Genomic DNA, 15,985 nt, shown 5'->3' on the forward strand with positions numbered 1-15,985 from the left:
ATAATACGTTAAAAATAGGGAGCAGATAAAGTGAGTATAATAACTTCTATAACGGTAGGCCTTATAAAGTTCGTTGAGGTAATAATAATAAAGCTTGGATTGGGTGGAGTATTTTTCCTTATGCTTCTTGAGGGGATGTTACTGCCAATACCATCTGAAATCGTCATGACATTTTCGGGTTATCTTGCTTTTTACAGGCTCCTGGATCCTTATAGCCCCTATGTCTCAGTTGTACTGCTTCTTATTGTTGGTTCTGTTGGAGACCTTATAGGTGCATGGATAGCTTACTGGATAGGCAAATACGGAGGCGATCCATTTATAATCAGGTATGGAAAATATTTGTTCTTGAAACCTGATACAATAGACAGAACAAAGGCATGGTTTAACAGATATGGGGAACTTTCCGTTTTTATAACGAGGTTTATACCTGTATTCAGGACTTTTATTTCAATACCTGCAGGGATTGCCACAATGAACTTCAGGAAATTTTCTATTTATACATTGTCGGGAGACGTTATATTTAATGTAGTACTTATTTACCTTGGCATACTGTTCGGGTCACACTGGGAAATTCTTCTAAAATACTTTGATGAATATTCCTACGTGGGCATCGCCATCTTTGCTGTAATAATTATTTATCTGATTGTCAGGATAATAAGGAACAGAAACGAAAGCACACAACTAAACAAATAAATAATATACTAATAAACAATATTGAATAATATGTTTTCTGATTCACCTGATGTTGTTAACAGGTCTTTCCGTTATCTGCTCATTTCAAGGGCTCTCCGGAGTTCTGCACTTATATTTGTAACACTCTCCCTGCCGCTTTATCTTCACTTTCTCCACTTCTCACTGGTATTTATCAGCCTCATATATATTCCAATTATAATTTTTAATGTGGTTCTTGTACTTATTCTCGGCAGGCTCGGTGACAAGATCGGATATTCAAAAATACTCATATTGGGTGAGGCGTTTCCTGTAGTCGGATTATTATTGCTTGCCATATCCACGAACATATATGTTATAGCCATAGGTGCAATTATAGCTGGAATTACCGGTGGTGCAGGGGGAATGAGGGGTGCATTTTCACCAGGAATGACAGCATTCATCGCTAATAATTATCCAGGAGAAGGAAACAGGGTAAACCGTCTGTCGCTCCTGACGGCAACAGCATCCTTTTTTTCAATATTCGGTGGATTATTCCTATCACTTTATGGCATCATATCATCCGCTATAGGCATTCTTCTGTTTTACCGGGTATTCTTTATAGTATCATTTTTGCTGGTATTCGGCTCATTAATAGCGTTATCAAGGCTTCATGAATACAGGCGGCCTAAAAAGACAACAAAAATAATGAAAAAAGCCAGTTTCAAGTATCTATTGAGGATTATTTTACCCAATAGCATAAATGCTGCTGCAATAGGAATAGCAATGCCATTGCTTCCTCTTTTCTTTGAGTTGAAATTCCATGTAGACCCTGGAACAGTGGGAAATATTTATACTATAGCTTATGCTGCAACGGCAATAGGGTCTTATACCTCTGGAAAATTCATAAATGGCAGGGTAGATTCACTTAAGATGGCATCTATAGCCCATATCCTTCAGGGGGCATTGTTTATAATAATAGCGTTTACCCCATTTCTGTTTATAGCCACTGCTATATATGTTGGGAGAATGGCTGTTGCAGGGATAGGATCGCCCATGAGGGGCGCCATAAATGTAAGGGGAATTGACAAGGAGGACTATGGCACATCCACTTCAATACAGGGAGTGTCTGGGAGGGGGTCACAGCTAACAACCGGTGCATCCGGCTATCTTATGGATTTAAATTTTGCATTTCCATTATTGATAGGCGGGGCCATGCAGGCCGCCGGCGGAGTTCTTTATTATGTGCTTGTGAAAAGCTGGCATCCGGAGAAGAGTTCTGAACGCAGAAGTGAAACAGTAAAAACCAATTAAGAAAATATCGATTTTATCTTATCATCAAGGTTTATAGCTCCAAGTGACAGTAATTTAAGAGGGCTTCGGGCAATAACCGTCATGGATGCATTTTTAATAGCCATGCCAAAACTTTCTCCCTCGGATAATCCCATGTAATAGGATGCAATTGCACGGATAGGGTCTGAGTGTGAAACAAATATGTATTTTCCCTTATAGTCATCCATGCATGCCTTAACACGTTCCTGTAGATGTTCCCATGTTTCCATTCCCAGTGAGTCCCTTACTTTTCCCGTTATATGTGAATTTGGATACAGGGTATCAAGGAATTCATTTATATTATGCCCATTAGCGTTTCCAAGGTAGACTTCCCTTAAACGGTCATCTATCTTTACATCCAGACCAACATAATTTGAAATAATATTCGCTGTATCGTATGCCCTCTTTATCGGGCTTGATATTATTCCATCAAATTTCAATCCGGTTAATTGTTCACCGGTTCTTTCTGCCTGTTTTTCGCCTGTATCCGTAAGTGTATTGTGGTCAACATCATCGGAAAGTACTTTTTCAACATTTATGTTGCTTTCACCGTGCCTGATAAATATATATCCTCTCATAGGTGGGAATAAAATAATTATTAATAAATATACATACATATCACTTTGCCTGATTGAGTTTTTATTGAACGAATATGGATATATATTGCAATATCTGCGATAATAATTAATTTCTTCTATCATTGAAGGGTTGCAGGTGGAGATTGCCTTAAATTCCTGAAAGCTGATAAAGTGGTATACTATTGTTTTGTATTGCTTTCAGGCAACTATGATTAAAAGTATCCATGCAACAGGGCATTATATCTCCATGAATATTTATTTATAACAACATCAGTTTACCCAGCAGGTAGAAAATATGTTTGATTTCATTGATTATCTTTCGATTTCTAATATTTTAATAAATAATTTGTGGATAGTAATCGCTGCAATTTTCATTTTTGCTATGACAATTGCAGTTGGATTCCTGGAAGTAGGTGAGCTGGGAAAGAAATTTAAAAATAGTATGCTGAAAACCATAGTAATCACCGGGACAGCTATGTTTGTAATGTCTATAATCGGGTTTAATACGGCTTTTGCCCCTACACTATATGGTATAATTGGAAATCCATTTTATAAGGATGGCTTCATGCTTGGCGGATTCTCCCCGGGAGTCATATTCAATACCTGGTGGTCAATGGGTACCTCCTATTTTAATACAGGTTTAACTACAGGTTCATACTTTTTCTTTGAAACTGCATGTGCAGCTGTAACACTCGCCCTTGTTGGTGTCATAGTTTTAAATAAGGTAAAATTCGGGGCCTTTTTTGCTTTTTCTATAGTATATTTTATATTTATATGGAATCTTCCTGCTGCATGGATCTGGAATCCATCTGGCTGGCTTTACCAGATGGGCATGAGGGATTTTGCAGGCGGGATTGTAGTACATGGGGCTGCTGCCATCGCCGGGCTCGCCATAATATATGAAATATGGATGGAAGAGAGAAAAAAGGGGTTAAAAACATCATTGAAAGTAAATATAAAGCCAGATTACCAGTGGCTAGCTGTCGGGATATTAATTTTATGGATTGGATGGTTTGGCTTTAATCCCGGGAGTGTGCTTGCATTCAATGATGATGTATTGGTAGTTGTCATTGCAACATTTATTGCCTCCGGAGCTGGAATGGTATCCACCATGTTGTTTTCAAGAATGTTTGATAGGGAAACTCCAATTATTATTGTCGCTGTCAATGGGATATTAATGGGTTTGATAATAGTAACTCCCTTGGCAGGATTTGTCAGCCCTGCCAGTGCACTTATACTTGGTTTAATAGGTGGCCCATTGTATGTTGGCGCGGAAAAATTATTCGCTAAGGTTAAATGGTTCTCAGACCCTGTAGGATTATTCCCTGCCCATGGAGTAGGTGGCATATTTGGTGTACTGATGATAGGGCTATTTACACAGCATGCATTCGCCGCAGCTTCGGGAAACGCTATACTGCCAAATGGATTATTATTCGATGGTGGTTTTGCTGCTCTAAGGCAGCTTGGCATAGAGGCTTTCGGCGTCTTCGTTGTAGTTATAACTGTATTTGCGATCTCTTTCCTGGCTATATTCATTATAGCAAAATTGTCCCATGGAATTCTCAATGAGGATGCATATAAAAACCTGGAGAAATAATAAATTTTAACATTTTTGCAGTTTTTTTAAATTAGACAATGCTATGAATAAGAGAATTCTAGCGGGCTCGGTGGGATTTGGACCCACGATCACCGACTTAGAAGGACGGTGCCTTATCCATACTAGGCCACGAGCCCGCTTCCAATATTTTAGGATATAATATAAGTATTTCTATCTATGCCGAACATTTGGTTTCTGCCTTATTGCAATGTAATTACAGGAAATTACGGTACTTTTAGATATTTTTCTGCACGTCACAATTGTTGTCGGAGTCATTGCATTGCAAATCCAGTATTTCTATTCTCGCCATAACAGATTGAAAAATATTACATACAATCAATGTCAGCCATAGACTATATAATAAAGTATAAGTAACAGTTATACATTGGTATAATGGTGAGTTATACATGTTTGAAGAAGAAATGACTATAGGCCCGAAGGGGCAGGTTGTAATACCGGTTGCTTTAAGGAAAACATTAAAAATTACACCGGGTTCAAAAGTGATTTTCAAAATAGATGGTGATAAGATAATACTGGAAAAACTAAAAATGGATTCGGTTAATATATTCAGGAATATTGCAAAAAAAGGAAAAAGTGTAAATGAAATAAAATACAATGAATATGAGGATGAAATTATTAAAAGGAATAAATTATGATATATATTGATTCTAATGTATTTATATTTGCTGCACTTAACAATGAGGAATTGGGAAATAGTGCTAAACTTATTTTAGAAAAAGTGGAAAATCGAAGCATCGAGGCATCCACCAGCTCATTAACTTTTGATGAAGTTGTATGGATTGTTAAGAAGAACAGGAGTTTTGAAGATGCAGTATCTATTGGTGAGGCTTTTCTGGGTATGGAAGGGCTCCACCTGATTGATGTAAACCAGGACTTGCTGGCACTTGCCATATCTATTATGAAAAAGTATAAAACTTATCCAAGAGATTCTATTCATGCAGCTACTGCAATTACTCAAAAAGCAGCTGTAGTTGTATCTGAGGACAGTGATTTTGATAAAATAACAGAAATAAAAAGAATAGGCATAAGGGAGTTCAAATAGTATTTTTTATAGAGTGCCTCATGTATTAGCAAATGACGATTTTCATTATGCCCCTCTGTTTTTCTCCAAGTTCCCTGTTTGATATTATAATGAGGTTATATTCAAGTGCATTTAGGCCTATCGCAGTATCAAAGTTTCTTTTGCTTGTGTACCAGATATCCTCACATTTTAGTATCTCCTAAAGGATGCTAAAAGTACGCCCTATTTCCCATCTTAGTGAATATAGAAGCATATTCCTTTCTCAAATCAATGCCAATTTTTATGTTTACCAGTAACCTGCCAGGAATAATTCCACTCCTTTTATCTGTATCAATTATAGGAATTGCATGTGTGTTTTCAAGCACATAATCATATGTGTCCGATGCATCATATATTTATAAATCTTTCACTTAGAGATTTTACTTTCATCTGCAATATTTAAATGTGTTTTCTTCTCCAGGCTAATCTTCTTTCCATGGTAAATTGCATTGTATATTTTCCTGTTATTGCGATGATGTTGTATAACAATCCCATAAGCTTTGTTTACCACTGAAATTGCCGGAATATTTGTTCCTATTGTTTGTGCTGCGAATGTATCTGCAGATATTTCGCTATATATTAAATGGAGCTTGAGGATAAGTATGACTATAACTATACTGGATAATGCCACAATAGCAGAAATTATAAAGAGAAAATGAAATCCTGAAAGCCAGAATTGTATCAATACTATTAGAGATACCGCTACAATAAGTAAAATTGTGAGAGCTAGAATGTAGGTTTTGGATGCATCTTTTCTAATGAAATGATATGGCTCGTGAAAAACTAAAGCTTCTCTTTCATTATCGTCCAGAGCATCGAAAAAATTTTCATTTATAAATATCTTTGCTTGTTTTCCTAGAGGGGTAAATGATGGAGATCTGTACATTTTATTAAGTGCAGGGAATTTAAATATTTCCAGATCAATATGAGTTATATGCTTAGTTAGTGCAGTGTATTTTTTAGATAAATCGTAATCTATTATTGCATTGAAACGCTGAGTTATATCTGTTTTTCTTCCATGTTTTGAACGTTGAAGTTGTATCATTATTAATAAAATTGCAGCAAACGAGGTAAGACTGGCTAAAATATTATAGGATGCTGAATTCCCTAAATGAAAATGAAAACTCAATATATATTCTAATACTGCTATACCTGCGAGGATTACTATGGAAATTAAAAAAAATTTGGATTTGACATTTGCATTCTATTCACCTGATCGTACCGATTAATTGCCAAAAATCATACCGGCAATGCCACTTGTTGTTGCTTGTAATTGGTTTCCGATATTTTCGAATTCATGTCGTATTATATTATTTTCAATTGCTTTAAAACCTCTATAAACAGGCACTTCTGTAGATGTTAATAGTGCTGCTATTGCAAATATTGATATTAAAGACTTTTACAGTTACTTCTATGCTCTCTATGGCAACTCATTTCCGTACTATTATTACGGTACATCTCTATGGCTTTCAACTCCTTATATTTTTGATGCAGGATATTTGATCTCATAATATTAATTTGTAAATAAATTTTCCTGTATGACTCGTGGGAGTTTGATAGGTTAAAGTCAAATTGTTCTTAAATTGAATTTGTTATCATGTATCATATCCAACTGTTACATTCATCTATTCACATCACAATGTTCTTATTCGGAATGCAAACCTTAATTTAGACCAACTACAATGGTTAGTGTTAACTTCAGTGCTGAACACAATACTAGTCATTTCAACTCCAGATATTGTGTATTTTATCCTAAACTCGCTCTCAAATGTAAGGCACATACTATTGCTAGCTTTTCCAGTATACGAACTATTACTACATTTTTACAAATCTATCTACCGGAAAGAAAGCCACTGAGTTTGCGATATAGATGAATTTCTGGAATTGTAAAATATTCAATAATTAGTTAATATTTAAACATTTTTCAAATCCCATGAGTGGCATAATTTTTAAAATAACAATAAATTAAATATTTTTAAGATAATTATAACATATACATATATAATAGCAAGGTTTATTCAATAATATCATATACATATGAGAAAAAGAGCCATGATGTCTGAAGAACGGAGAAACAAAATTAAAAATTCATTAAGAATAACAAGAGAAAGAAGAAAAACACAGGATGTAATAATACTTAAACTAAAAATAGACAATGATAAATTAAATAATAATACTATAAAGGCATTAAACACAATCTTTTTAGAAGCTAAATGGCTATATAATTATGTTATAAACAAAGAATTCAACAATGATATTTTTAATATAGACCCTAAAATAAAGAATGTAAATGTATATGTTAAAGACCATTATGAAACAAGGAAATTAAAATATTTATCATCACAGATGAAGGAGGAAATTATTAACAGGGCAATGGACAACATAAGAGGTCTTCATAAATTAAAAGAAAAAGGCTCTAAGATAGGAAAATTGAAATTTAAATCATTTATAACATCAATACCATTGAATCAATATACTATAACATATAAAATAATAAATAATAATTATATTAAAATACAGAATATAAAGCAGTTATTAAAAGTAAATGGCCTGGATAATTTAGAATACTATTATGAACCGGCAAGTGCATTGCTAATCAATAAAAACAGTTATTATTATATTTACATAACAGCGTATAAAAATAAATACATTTTAGAAAAACCTGTCAATAATCAAAAAATAATATCATTTGACTTAGGAATAAAGAATCAGTTAACATGCTCTAATGGCTCAATATTAAACTATAATATACCAAAATCCAAAAAAGAAATAAGATTGCAAAGGTCATTGTCAAGAAAAGCTAAATATGCAGAAGGAACTAAAAAACTAAGTAGAGAGCAATCTAAGAACTATTATAAAAATAAAAACAGATTAAACAGAGAACAAACTAAAACAGCAAATAAAAGAAAAGACACTATAAACAAAATAGTCCATTATCTAACATCCAATTATGATATAGTAATAACACAGAAAGACAATATATCCGGATGGAAGCATCTCTTTGGTAAAAGGATAGAAAATACAGGTATAGGTGAAATAATCGATGCACTTAAACATAAGGCATCAACACTTATACTGCTTAACCAATTTATTCCTACAACAAAGGAATGCTCTAATTGCCATAATAAATATGATATAAAATTAGATGAAAGAATATACAATTGCCCTAAGTGTGGTTTTATAATCGATAGGGATTATAACTCTTCATTAAATGATATGTATTATGGCATTAAAAAATTAAATGAATTATTAAAAATTAAAAATAGAAAATTAAATAATTATTTTAAGAAATATAATATAAATTTAAATGTACCTATGGAGCGTAGGGAACTAACGCCTGTGGAGATTATTGCCTCTGGCTTTGAAGGGCTTAATATAAGCCCCTATGTGAAGTTAAGCATGGTCAATGAAGCAGGAAGCCTCAATGCTTTAGCATGAGGTAGTTCACCACAATATCTATTGTTGATGTGTGCTTTTAGTGATTACATAATAAAGGAGTCCCCAATGATTAAAAATTTTCATGCAAAGAAAAACTTTTATAGAATTATTCCGTAGTCTGGCAGACCAGAGAAAAGTGTCAGGCATGAGATAGAAATTCCGGGAGGAATATCCATCGTTCTGAAACGTGTACATATATTTTTGTGGAGTTGAACTTGTAAAGTTGGACACACATTACACTAGTATAATTTAAAAATTATATATGCCTAATCCAGCTTCTATTAAGGCACCTATGACAAGCAAAGATATTGAAAGTATTAGGTAAAATCCAGAACTATATAACAGATCGTGTGTTCTTTGAGTGAAATATTGTGATTTCTCATTTCTTATCATGGATTGGGTAAATGATAATATTATATCTGTCATAACTAAAGCAATTGATAGGCCAAAAACATAGCCGAGAGTTTCCGGGAAAAACTGTGGCAATATATATTTTACAAACGATGAAGAGCCATGTGTAATATCAAGTGAAGACATTATTATTGCTTCATATATATTGGATGAAAATAGTTCTATAAATGTGCCTGTGAATAAACTAAATCCACCAATCATATATTCAAATACATCCAGAGTTATATTGTTTTTAAGTATGGTGCTGAAGAAATGCCAGTAATTGTAAGAACCACTTTTTACAGTTCCGGAAGATGCTAAAGGGGCCGCAGGTTGTACAAACGTATATATAATTATCAAAATAAAAAATATGGAGTAATACATTATCATTGAAGAATAAAAATATTGAAGAAATAATGATTTCTTATTTTCATTTTTATTTTTTATCGACATTAGATTAAATTTATTATCATATTCGTTTTGCAAAAATTTCTTATTTTTTAAAATAAATAGCGAGTTAATTATGTTGGATATAAAAAATGATTTTATTATATCTCTTACAAGCAATAGTTTTAATAATTTATTTTTGCTTATTTCATATTTGTTAATTATCTCTAATTTAAATATATCCTCAGCTATACCATGACCTGTTAATGATTCAATTGAGTAATAGCAGAAAGAAATTAAAAACAATATAAGTAAGTTATATAATCCGTAATTTGTGTCGAATATATGTAAAAACCCCGGAATGAAATCTATTTTATATGCCAGGAAAAAACCTAGAAATGCATCCTTTATATGAAATATAGAGGCAATTAATGATGTTAATGAAATTAAAATCGTTTGTTCTGTAACGTATATTATAAATTTTTCACTTAAACTTATTAGTTTCATTGTATTCCTCAATTTTCTTTAATCTTTTATTAATCTGTTTTTTTATTCTAAATATCATATACCTATGACCAATGATATTTTTACTAAGATAATACGAAGTTTTCTGCAAAGCTGTAGATATATAATCTTTTTTTAATTCTTTTATAGAAAATATGTCACAACTCAGTTCTTCTCTGTTAAAGATTATTGTGAAGATGGAGTATAGAATTATTATCACTGTGAGAAACCCAATAATTAGATTTATTAATAAGGACAATTGTACTCCATACATAAATATTGTCAACAGCAAAAATATTATGGCTCCACCAGCAAGCAGTATGGCAAAAGCAAGCACTTTTCGAATTAACCCACTGTTAGTTATAAAATGACCTATTTCATGAAGTACTACCGCGTCCATTTCATCAGGGGTAATATAGTCTAAAAAATCGCGTTGTATCAAAATTTTTAATGCTTTAGAATAAAAGATACCTGCTGGAGATAAATGAAACAAATCGTTTAAATCATATATGTATATATTTATTTCTTTAATATTGCTCTCCCTATATTTTATACCTGCATATTTTTTTGTATAAATTTCCGACAAATCATAATCCTTAACTGCGTTACGTGGCTCGTCAAGATATCCTGTTTTTTTAAAGTATAAATACAGTAAAATTCCTAATTCAGCTGGGTAAATAAAAATGTTAAAAATATTTAAAATTATATTTTCTATTTTAGTTGGGTGTAAGAGAATAAAATTGTCGAAAATTGTAAAAATAGAAACGGTGATTAAACCGATAATTAAATATGGTAAAAGGAATAACTTATAAATTTTCTTTTTATTATTTTCGATTTTCATTCATTCTTCCTCAAGTATATAATTAATACGCAACTATGGCGATTGCCAATGATCCTAATAGTGCTTGCCCTACTGGATTAGATAGATCAAGTGCCAAGATCCCTATTATTGCAACGTTACTCCATGAACTCCAAAGTATAGCGAACCCAATTGTCGCCAAAGTACCACTTCCTACGACAATACCGACACCGATAAATAAACCGATAAGGAAGTTCACTATGTCGGTTTCGGTCGGCCTAGCACCCCAATGCGTAAGCTCGTAATCCACAAGCTCCGCTATATGTCCACTAGTTATAACATCAGTAGATGAGGATTGAATTGTTTTACCTAAATTCCCAAATTCATACGGTATTGCATTATTTTCCATTGATATTAATCCACTATACACCGGTACTCCTACAGATGTTAGTAAAACTGCTATTGCAAATATAGATATCAAAGATTTTTTCCAGTTATTTTTATGTTCTTTGTGATAATCCATTCCCGTACTATTGTTACGGTACATTTCAATGGCTTTCAACTCTTTATATTTTGGATTCAAAATATTTGATTCCATATAATAATAATAATAATAATAACTATTTAAATATTTCTATATAGTCAGTCAGAGTTTAATAGTTTACTATCAACTTATTCCCTGAACCACTATTTTATACTATTGGAAAAATGTCGTATAATACTGTTACATGGATTGAAAGAAATCATGTGTGAATTTATACATATCAAAAATTCTTCTGTAAAATGGTTGTCACTGGAGAAATTAACTCATTAAATAGTAATTATAAAGTATATAAAGTTGTGAAGTAATCACAATTATTAGTATAATTTTAGAAATTGATTTTTATTTATTTAATAATATACAAGTGGCATATTGGGGTGTATTCGCGACGCCTGCATAGTAATTAATCATCCGGTATCTTAATTCCCATATTAAATCAGCATGAATCACATGGGCATAGTTGAGAAATAGTATGGTATGTATTATCTAGGTAGAGATAGTAAAATAAAGAATTATACTAAACCAACTATACCATTGTATGAATCTGAACCTAAATGATGCATACCAACCCGCCTCTGTTATTTAATGATTAAATTTATAAATAACACCGGCTTATATTAATACAATATTGTGGAAATAACCCAACGGAAAAAATATATGCCTGTTGTAATTATATTGTTGCTGGCTGATGTAAAAAATGGCAATCAATTTATCACATAAGATTAAAAAAAGGAAGATATCGAACAAAACTTTCATTCCTATTTTTATTCTGTTTATTATAATTGGGTATCTATATTATTATAACATTTTTAATTATAAAAATTTTTATCTAACTATTCTGTTAGATGTAAGTTATCTTATACTGCTTGGGGATGCAATAGATAGATATCTTGACCATATAAGGAAAAAATGGCAGAATAGTAGTAAAAATTTCATGTAAAATCTTGATTTTATACAAATCTGTAGGGATCTAATGAACACTTGAAGAAAATCCACATGAATTTCCTCTCCTGACACTCAGATTGATAATTATTGCATATATATTGACCTGTTTCCGCTCAACTTAATTTTGGACAGTTATAGATTAGAATATTTCAATATGCCTGGAAAGTCCCATAGGTGCATACTACAAATTTTTATAATATGCCCTGATGACTAACTTCCATGGGAGTACCTGAAGATATACCGTTTTCTGATTTCGGGAGGCTTGAAAGCATAAAAAAACAGAATAATAGACTTTTATTTGACAATGATTTGTCAGGATTCAAAGGCAAGAAAGTTTACCAGTATATATTCCTGTACTGGATTTCAGATGATTCAATAATCTACAATGGCAAGAAAATCGCAAAGATTTCGGTAAACGGGAATTTATTACAGAGAAAGGTTTTATTCAGGCAGAATGTTTTTGAAAAATTTGGCGATACCACATGGACGTTTGGACTTTCGGATAAAATAAATAATGGAATAATACTCTGTTATTACCATAACAACGAGGGGCAAAAGTCATTTGCGCATATATTCACCAGTAAATCACTGAAGAGGAAAATCGTAAAAAAAATAATAGAAACTTTAACTGAAGCGGCTGAAAAATATGGAATGCCTATAAAAGAAGGATATGTATTCTACGAATATATAGATAAAGAAAATTACAAAGAAAGCCCACCCCAGCAGGAAGAGGAAGGAGATGAAAAGTTATTTAAAATTCTGGAAATTGAACCTACCGATAATCCTGAAATAATAAAAAATGCATACAGGAAAATGGCTAAGATATATCATCCTGACCTCACAACTCCGGAAAATGAAGAAGAATATTCTGAAAAGATGAAAAATATAAACTATGCCTATGAAAAATTATACAAAAAATATTACAGGTAGATTATTCTACCGTAAATTCATGCCCATTGAAGGGCAATATAAATTTGTATTCCGGAAGTGATTCCTGAAGTTTTTCCCTCTGGTCACCGTGGCATAATACCACTATTTCCGGGTCTACGCCTTTCACAAACTTCACAAGGTCAGAATGCCCTGCGTGTGCAGATAGATCAAAGAAATCTATTTTCATTGCCGGTTTTATTGTTGCGCCTGCAATCTGTATTGTTCCGTTTTCTATAAGGCTCCTTCCGTTTGTTCCATCTACCTGATATCCTGTAAGGAATATGGCAGATTTTGGATCTTCGGCAAAGGCATCTATGTACCCGAGAACCGGCCCGCCGTCAAGCATTCCTGAAGTTGTAATAATTATATCTGCCTCCCTTATGGCTTCCTGTCTCATCCTGTTGTTCCTTACCTGTATTACACGGCCCATTGATCTCCTGAATAGTTTCGGGTCCTTGAGAAATCCTGGTGTATCCATATATATTCCGGATATCCTGTTTCCCATTCCATCAACATAAATCCTGTAATCCATATCTCTCAGGGTCATTATCATTTCCTGGGTCCTTCCAATTGCGAATGTGGGCAATATTACCCTGCCTCCATTCTCTATGGTTTCCCTTATGCTTTCCTTGAGCCTCTGGATTACCTCATCCCTATCTTCATGGTCCCTTCCTGCATATGTGCTTTCCATTATCAGTACATCAGTCTTCACGGGCTTTGCTCCATAAAGCAGGTTTGTGTCCTTTGTGTACAGATCGCCGGTAATCATAAATGACCTGGCGTCCTGGAACCACCACATTGTAGAACCTGGTATATGCCCTGCACTGTGTGCCACAGCTGTAAGGTTGTCTACCTGGAATGGCTGCTCATATTTCGCCGTCATCATTGACTTGAACAGGTTATCAACATCTTCCTCGTTGAACATTTTGGTATAGTTTTCAAGCCTCATGATTTTGAGCGAATCCATGAGTATGGGCTTTATACTGTTCGCAGTCATAGCCGTTGCATGGAAATTTGCCTGAAAGTTATGGTAATACACAGGCAATGCCCCGGTATGGTCCAGATGGGCATGTGTCAGGAATATGTCATTCACCTTTTCAGGTGGAAGTGGATATTCAGGTGGTTTTTCCGGCTCTATACCATAATCTATCATTATCTTGCTTTGCTTATCCTCTATCTTTATTGCTAGTCTTCCGACTTCTTCGGCTCCGCCGAGAAATTTTATTTTCATTTTATATCACGCTTTTGCATTTTCTAATCTCAAAGAACATTTGCAATTCCTTTGACCGTTAATTTCTGGAACTAAATTATATAACATTTTTGATACTTTTTCCTCACTTTCTTTCATTATCTGCATAACATCTGAAGCTTCCACAGCTTCATCTTTCCATGCATCGTAATCTGTGACAGTTGCCAGCATGCCATAGCACATTGACAATTCAGCTGCAAGATTAATTTCAGGAACAAGAGTCATTCCTATTATATCGGCAAAATTCCTGAACATTTTTGATTCAGCCCTGGTTGAGAACCTTGGACCCTCTATGCATATATATGCACCATTCTTATGTACGGGAAATGATAATTTTTTGCCCGCTTCATATGCCTTTGCACTTATATCACTGCAGAATGGGTCTGCCATGGAAATATGGTAAACATCAGGGCCATTATAATATGTAAGGTCCCTCCTTTTAGTAAAATCAATAAATTGATCGGGTATTACTATATCTCCCGGTTTATATTCCTCCTTTAATGATCCGACAGCGTTGAGGCCTATTATCCTCTGAACGCCAGCTTTCTGCAATGCAAAAATATTTGCTTTATAGTTCACCATATGAGGTGGTATTGTGTGCTTTTTCCCATGCCTGGGCAGAAAAGCTACCTCAACTCCATTTATTTCACCAATCTCAAGTGGTGCTGATGGTTTGCCATAGGGTGTATCAATATCCATTGTTTTCCTGGTTTCCATTATACTATAAAGACCACTGCCTCCTATTATTCCTACGTATGTCATTGTTTATCCCATTAATTATATACTATATCATTCATTAATATTTATTCATTTCTAAATATTTTATCGGATTGCCGTAAAAGGTATTTATTTATGCCGGAGCCATACTGGGCTGCAGTTTTACTCCTGTTATAAATCTCTTCCGGCAATGAGGTTTTAGCCGCTATTTCCCTGAGTATCAGCTTGTTCCTGTTTCCCTCAATATTATCTTCCCTGGTTATATAATGCCTTATTTTCAACATACCAGGGGACAGATATGGTGTTATCAATTCCTTATCATAGTATTCTGCCATTTTCTTTTCCCTTGGCAATGTAACATTGAATAGCCTGTTAATGTATGTATCATTTTTAAGCCTTGGATTGTCTATAAACCTTCTGTATCCATAAAATAGTTCGTCAGCACCCTGACCTGTAACAACATATTTTTCCGGGATAAAATCCATTAAAATGAATAGTACAAGCTCATATCCCATTTCCATCTTTGTGATCTTCGGGTCAATTTTTAATAGCTGGCTTATATAGCCCTCAATGTCGATCTCATCCAGCAATATTATTTTTGGATTTATTTTTAAGATCGAAGATGCATCATCAACATTTTCAATATCCCTTGAATCTGAAAAACCCAGTGTGTATGGTATATACCTGTAACCTGAAAGTGCAAGGAGCAGTGAACTGTCGAGGCCACCTGAATAGGCTATCGCACAGGGCTTATCTGCTGTTTGTTCCACTGCTGCCTTAAGTTCATTATAAACATTATCTACTATATTCTGCATATTAACAAATATCCATATTGTTTATTTAAACTTA

At 33.6% G+C, this 15,985-nt stretch carries 16 protein-coding genes and 1 tRNA gene; 7 read left to right on the plus strand and 10 right to left on the minus strand.

Annotated elements, in window-relative coordinates; genetic code table 11:
* Window positions 1–30 precede the first annotated feature (30 nt).
* Both fad_RS06630 and fad_RS06635 read left to right on the plus strand, forming a co-directional pair.
* Complete coding sequence (locus fad_RS06630; RefSeq protein WP_081142834.1) at window positions 31–693, plus strand: DedA family protein; 663 nt, start codon at window positions 31–33, stop codon at window positions 691–693.
* A 30-nt stretch (window positions 694–723) separates the two neighbouring features.
* Window positions 724–1,962, plus strand: a complete 1,239-nt coding sequence (locus fad_RS06635; RefSeq protein WP_081142836.1) for an MFS transporter — start codon at window positions 724–726, stop codon at window positions 1,960–1,962.
* Here the strand turns inward: fad_RS06635 and fad_RS06640 are convergent.
* Window positions 1,959–2,558, minus strand: a complete 600-nt coding sequence (locus fad_RS06640) for a 2,3-diphosphoglycerate-dependent phosphoglycerate mutase (RefSeq protein ID WP_236940561.1) — start codon at window positions 2,556–2,558, stop codon at window positions 1,959–1,961. The genes fad_RS06635 and fad_RS06640 overlap by 4 nt on opposite strands.
* Before the next feature lie 295 nt (window positions 2,559–2,853).
* Between fad_RS06640 and fad_RS06645 the strand changes: the two genes are divergently transcribed.
* The gene (locus fad_RS06645; RefSeq protein ID WP_081142840.1) at window positions 2,854–4,155 is read left to right on the plus strand and encodes an ammonium transporter; all 1,302 of its coding nucleotides are present in this window, start codon (window positions 2,854–2,856) and stop codon (window positions 4,153–4,155) included.
* Window positions 4,156–4,217: 62 nt separating this feature from the next.
* On the opposite strand, the gene fad_RS06650 is transcribed toward fad_RS06645, so the two are convergent.
* Window positions 4,218–4,292: transfer RNA gene (locus fad_RS06650), tRNA-Arg, on the minus strand.
* Window positions 4,293–4,562: 270 nt separating this feature from the next.
* Here fad_RS06650 and fad_RS06655 point away from each other — a divergent pair.
* Window positions 4,563–4,811 (plus strand): AbrB/MazE/SpoVT family DNA-binding domain-containing protein, encoded by a 249-nt coding sequence (locus tag fad_RS06655; protein WP_081142842.1) that lies wholly within the window; start codon window positions 4,563–4,565, stop codon window positions 4,809–4,811.
* On the plus strand, window positions 4,808–5,218 hold the full coding sequence (locus tag fad_RS06660; RefSeq protein ID WP_081142844.1) for a type II toxin-antitoxin system VapC family toxin: 411 nt from the start codon (window positions 4,808–4,810) through the stop codon (window positions 5,216–5,218). The genes fad_RS06655 and fad_RS06660 overlap by 4 nt, the downstream gene beginning before the upstream one ends.
* 188 nt (window positions 5,219–5,406) lie before the next feature.
* On the opposite strand, the gene fad_RS09505 is transcribed toward fad_RS06660, so the two are convergent.
* Window positions 5,407–5,562 (minus strand): hypothetical protein, encoded by a 156-nt coding sequence (locus tag fad_RS09505; RefSeq protein WP_155951137.1) that lies wholly within the window; start codon window positions 5,560–5,562, stop codon window positions 5,407–5,409.
* Between the two features lie 41 nt (window positions 5,563–5,603).
* Window positions 5,604–6,281, minus strand: coding sequence for a putative metallopeptidase (locus fad_RS06665; RefSeq protein ID WP_081142846.1), 678 nt, complete (start codon window positions 6,279–6,281; stop codon window positions 5,604–5,606).
* 1,010 nt (window positions 6,282–7,291) lie between these two features.
* On the opposite strand from fad_RS06665, the gene fad_RS06670 reads away from it, so the two are divergent.
* Window positions 7,292–8,674 carry an RNA-guided endonuclease InsQ/TnpB family protein gene (locus fad_RS06670; protein ID WP_081143174.1) on the plus strand — a complete coding sequence of 461 codons (1,383 nt, stop codon included), beginning with the start codon at window positions 7,292–7,294 and terminating at the stop codon, window positions 8,672–8,674.
* 249 nt (window positions 8,675–8,923) lie between these two features.
* On the opposite strand, the gene fad_RS09335 is transcribed toward fad_RS06670, so the two are convergent.
* From fad_RS09335 to fad_RS06685, 3 genes are all read right to left on the minus strand, one after another.
* The gene (locus fad_RS09335) at window positions 8,924–9,454 is read right to left on the minus strand and encodes a stage II sporulation protein M (protein WP_155951138.1); all 531 of its coding nucleotides are present in this window, start codon (window positions 9,452–9,454) and stop codon (window positions 8,924–8,926) included.
* 481 nt (window positions 9,455–9,935) lie between these two features.
* The gene (locus fad_RS06680; protein ID WP_081142850.1) at window positions 9,936–10,796 is read right to left on the minus strand and encodes a M48 family metalloprotease; all 861 of its coding nucleotides are present in this window, start codon (window positions 10,794–10,796) and stop codon (window positions 9,936–9,938) included.
* Window positions 10,797–10,818: 22 nt separating this feature from the next.
* Window positions 10,819–11,352, minus strand: a complete 534-nt coding sequence (locus tag fad_RS06685) for a hypothetical protein (RefSeq protein WP_081142852.1) — start codon at window positions 11,350–11,352, stop codon at window positions 10,819–10,821.
* A gap of 1,107 nt (window positions 11,353–12,459) precedes the next feature.
* Here fad_RS06685 and fad_RS06695 point away from each other — a divergent pair.
* Window positions 12,460–13,170 carry a J domain-containing protein gene (locus tag fad_RS06695; protein WP_081142855.1) on the plus strand — a complete coding sequence of 237 codons (711 nt, stop codon included), beginning with the start codon at window positions 12,460–12,462 and terminating at the stop codon, window positions 13,168–13,170.
* Window position 13,171: 1 nt separating this feature from the next.
* Here fad_RS06695 and fad_RS06700 read toward each other — a convergent pair whose 3' ends face one another.
* The 3 genes from fad_RS06700 to fad_RS06710 are packed head-to-tail and all read right to left on the minus strand — an operon-like array spanning window position 13,172 to window position 15,951.
* A complete protein-coding gene (locus tag fad_RS06700) occupies window positions 13,172–14,401 on the minus strand; it encodes an MBL fold metallo-hydrolase (RefSeq protein WP_081142856.1) in 1,230 nt (409 codons plus the stop codon).
* A 6-nt stretch (window positions 14,402–14,407) separates the two neighbouring features.
* Complete coding sequence (locus tag fad_RS06705; protein WP_009886462.1) at window positions 14,408–15,181, minus strand: S-methyl-5'-thioadenosine phosphorylase; 774 nt, start codon at window positions 15,179–15,181, stop codon at window positions 14,408–14,410.
* A 41-nt stretch (window positions 15,182–15,222) separates the two neighbouring features.
* Window positions 15,223–15,951, minus strand: coding sequence for an asparagine synthase C-terminal domain-containing protein (locus fad_RS06710; RefSeq protein ID WP_081142857.1), 729 nt, complete (start codon window positions 15,949–15,951; stop codon window positions 15,223–15,225).
* Window positions 15,952–15,985 lie beyond the last annotated feature (34 nt).

The sequence above is a fragment of the Ferroplasma acidiphilum genome, from assembly GCF_002078355.1.
Classification (GTDB): Archaea; Thermoplasmatota; Thermoplasmata; order Thermoplasmatales; family Thermoplasmataceae; genus Ferroplasma; species Ferroplasma acidiphilum.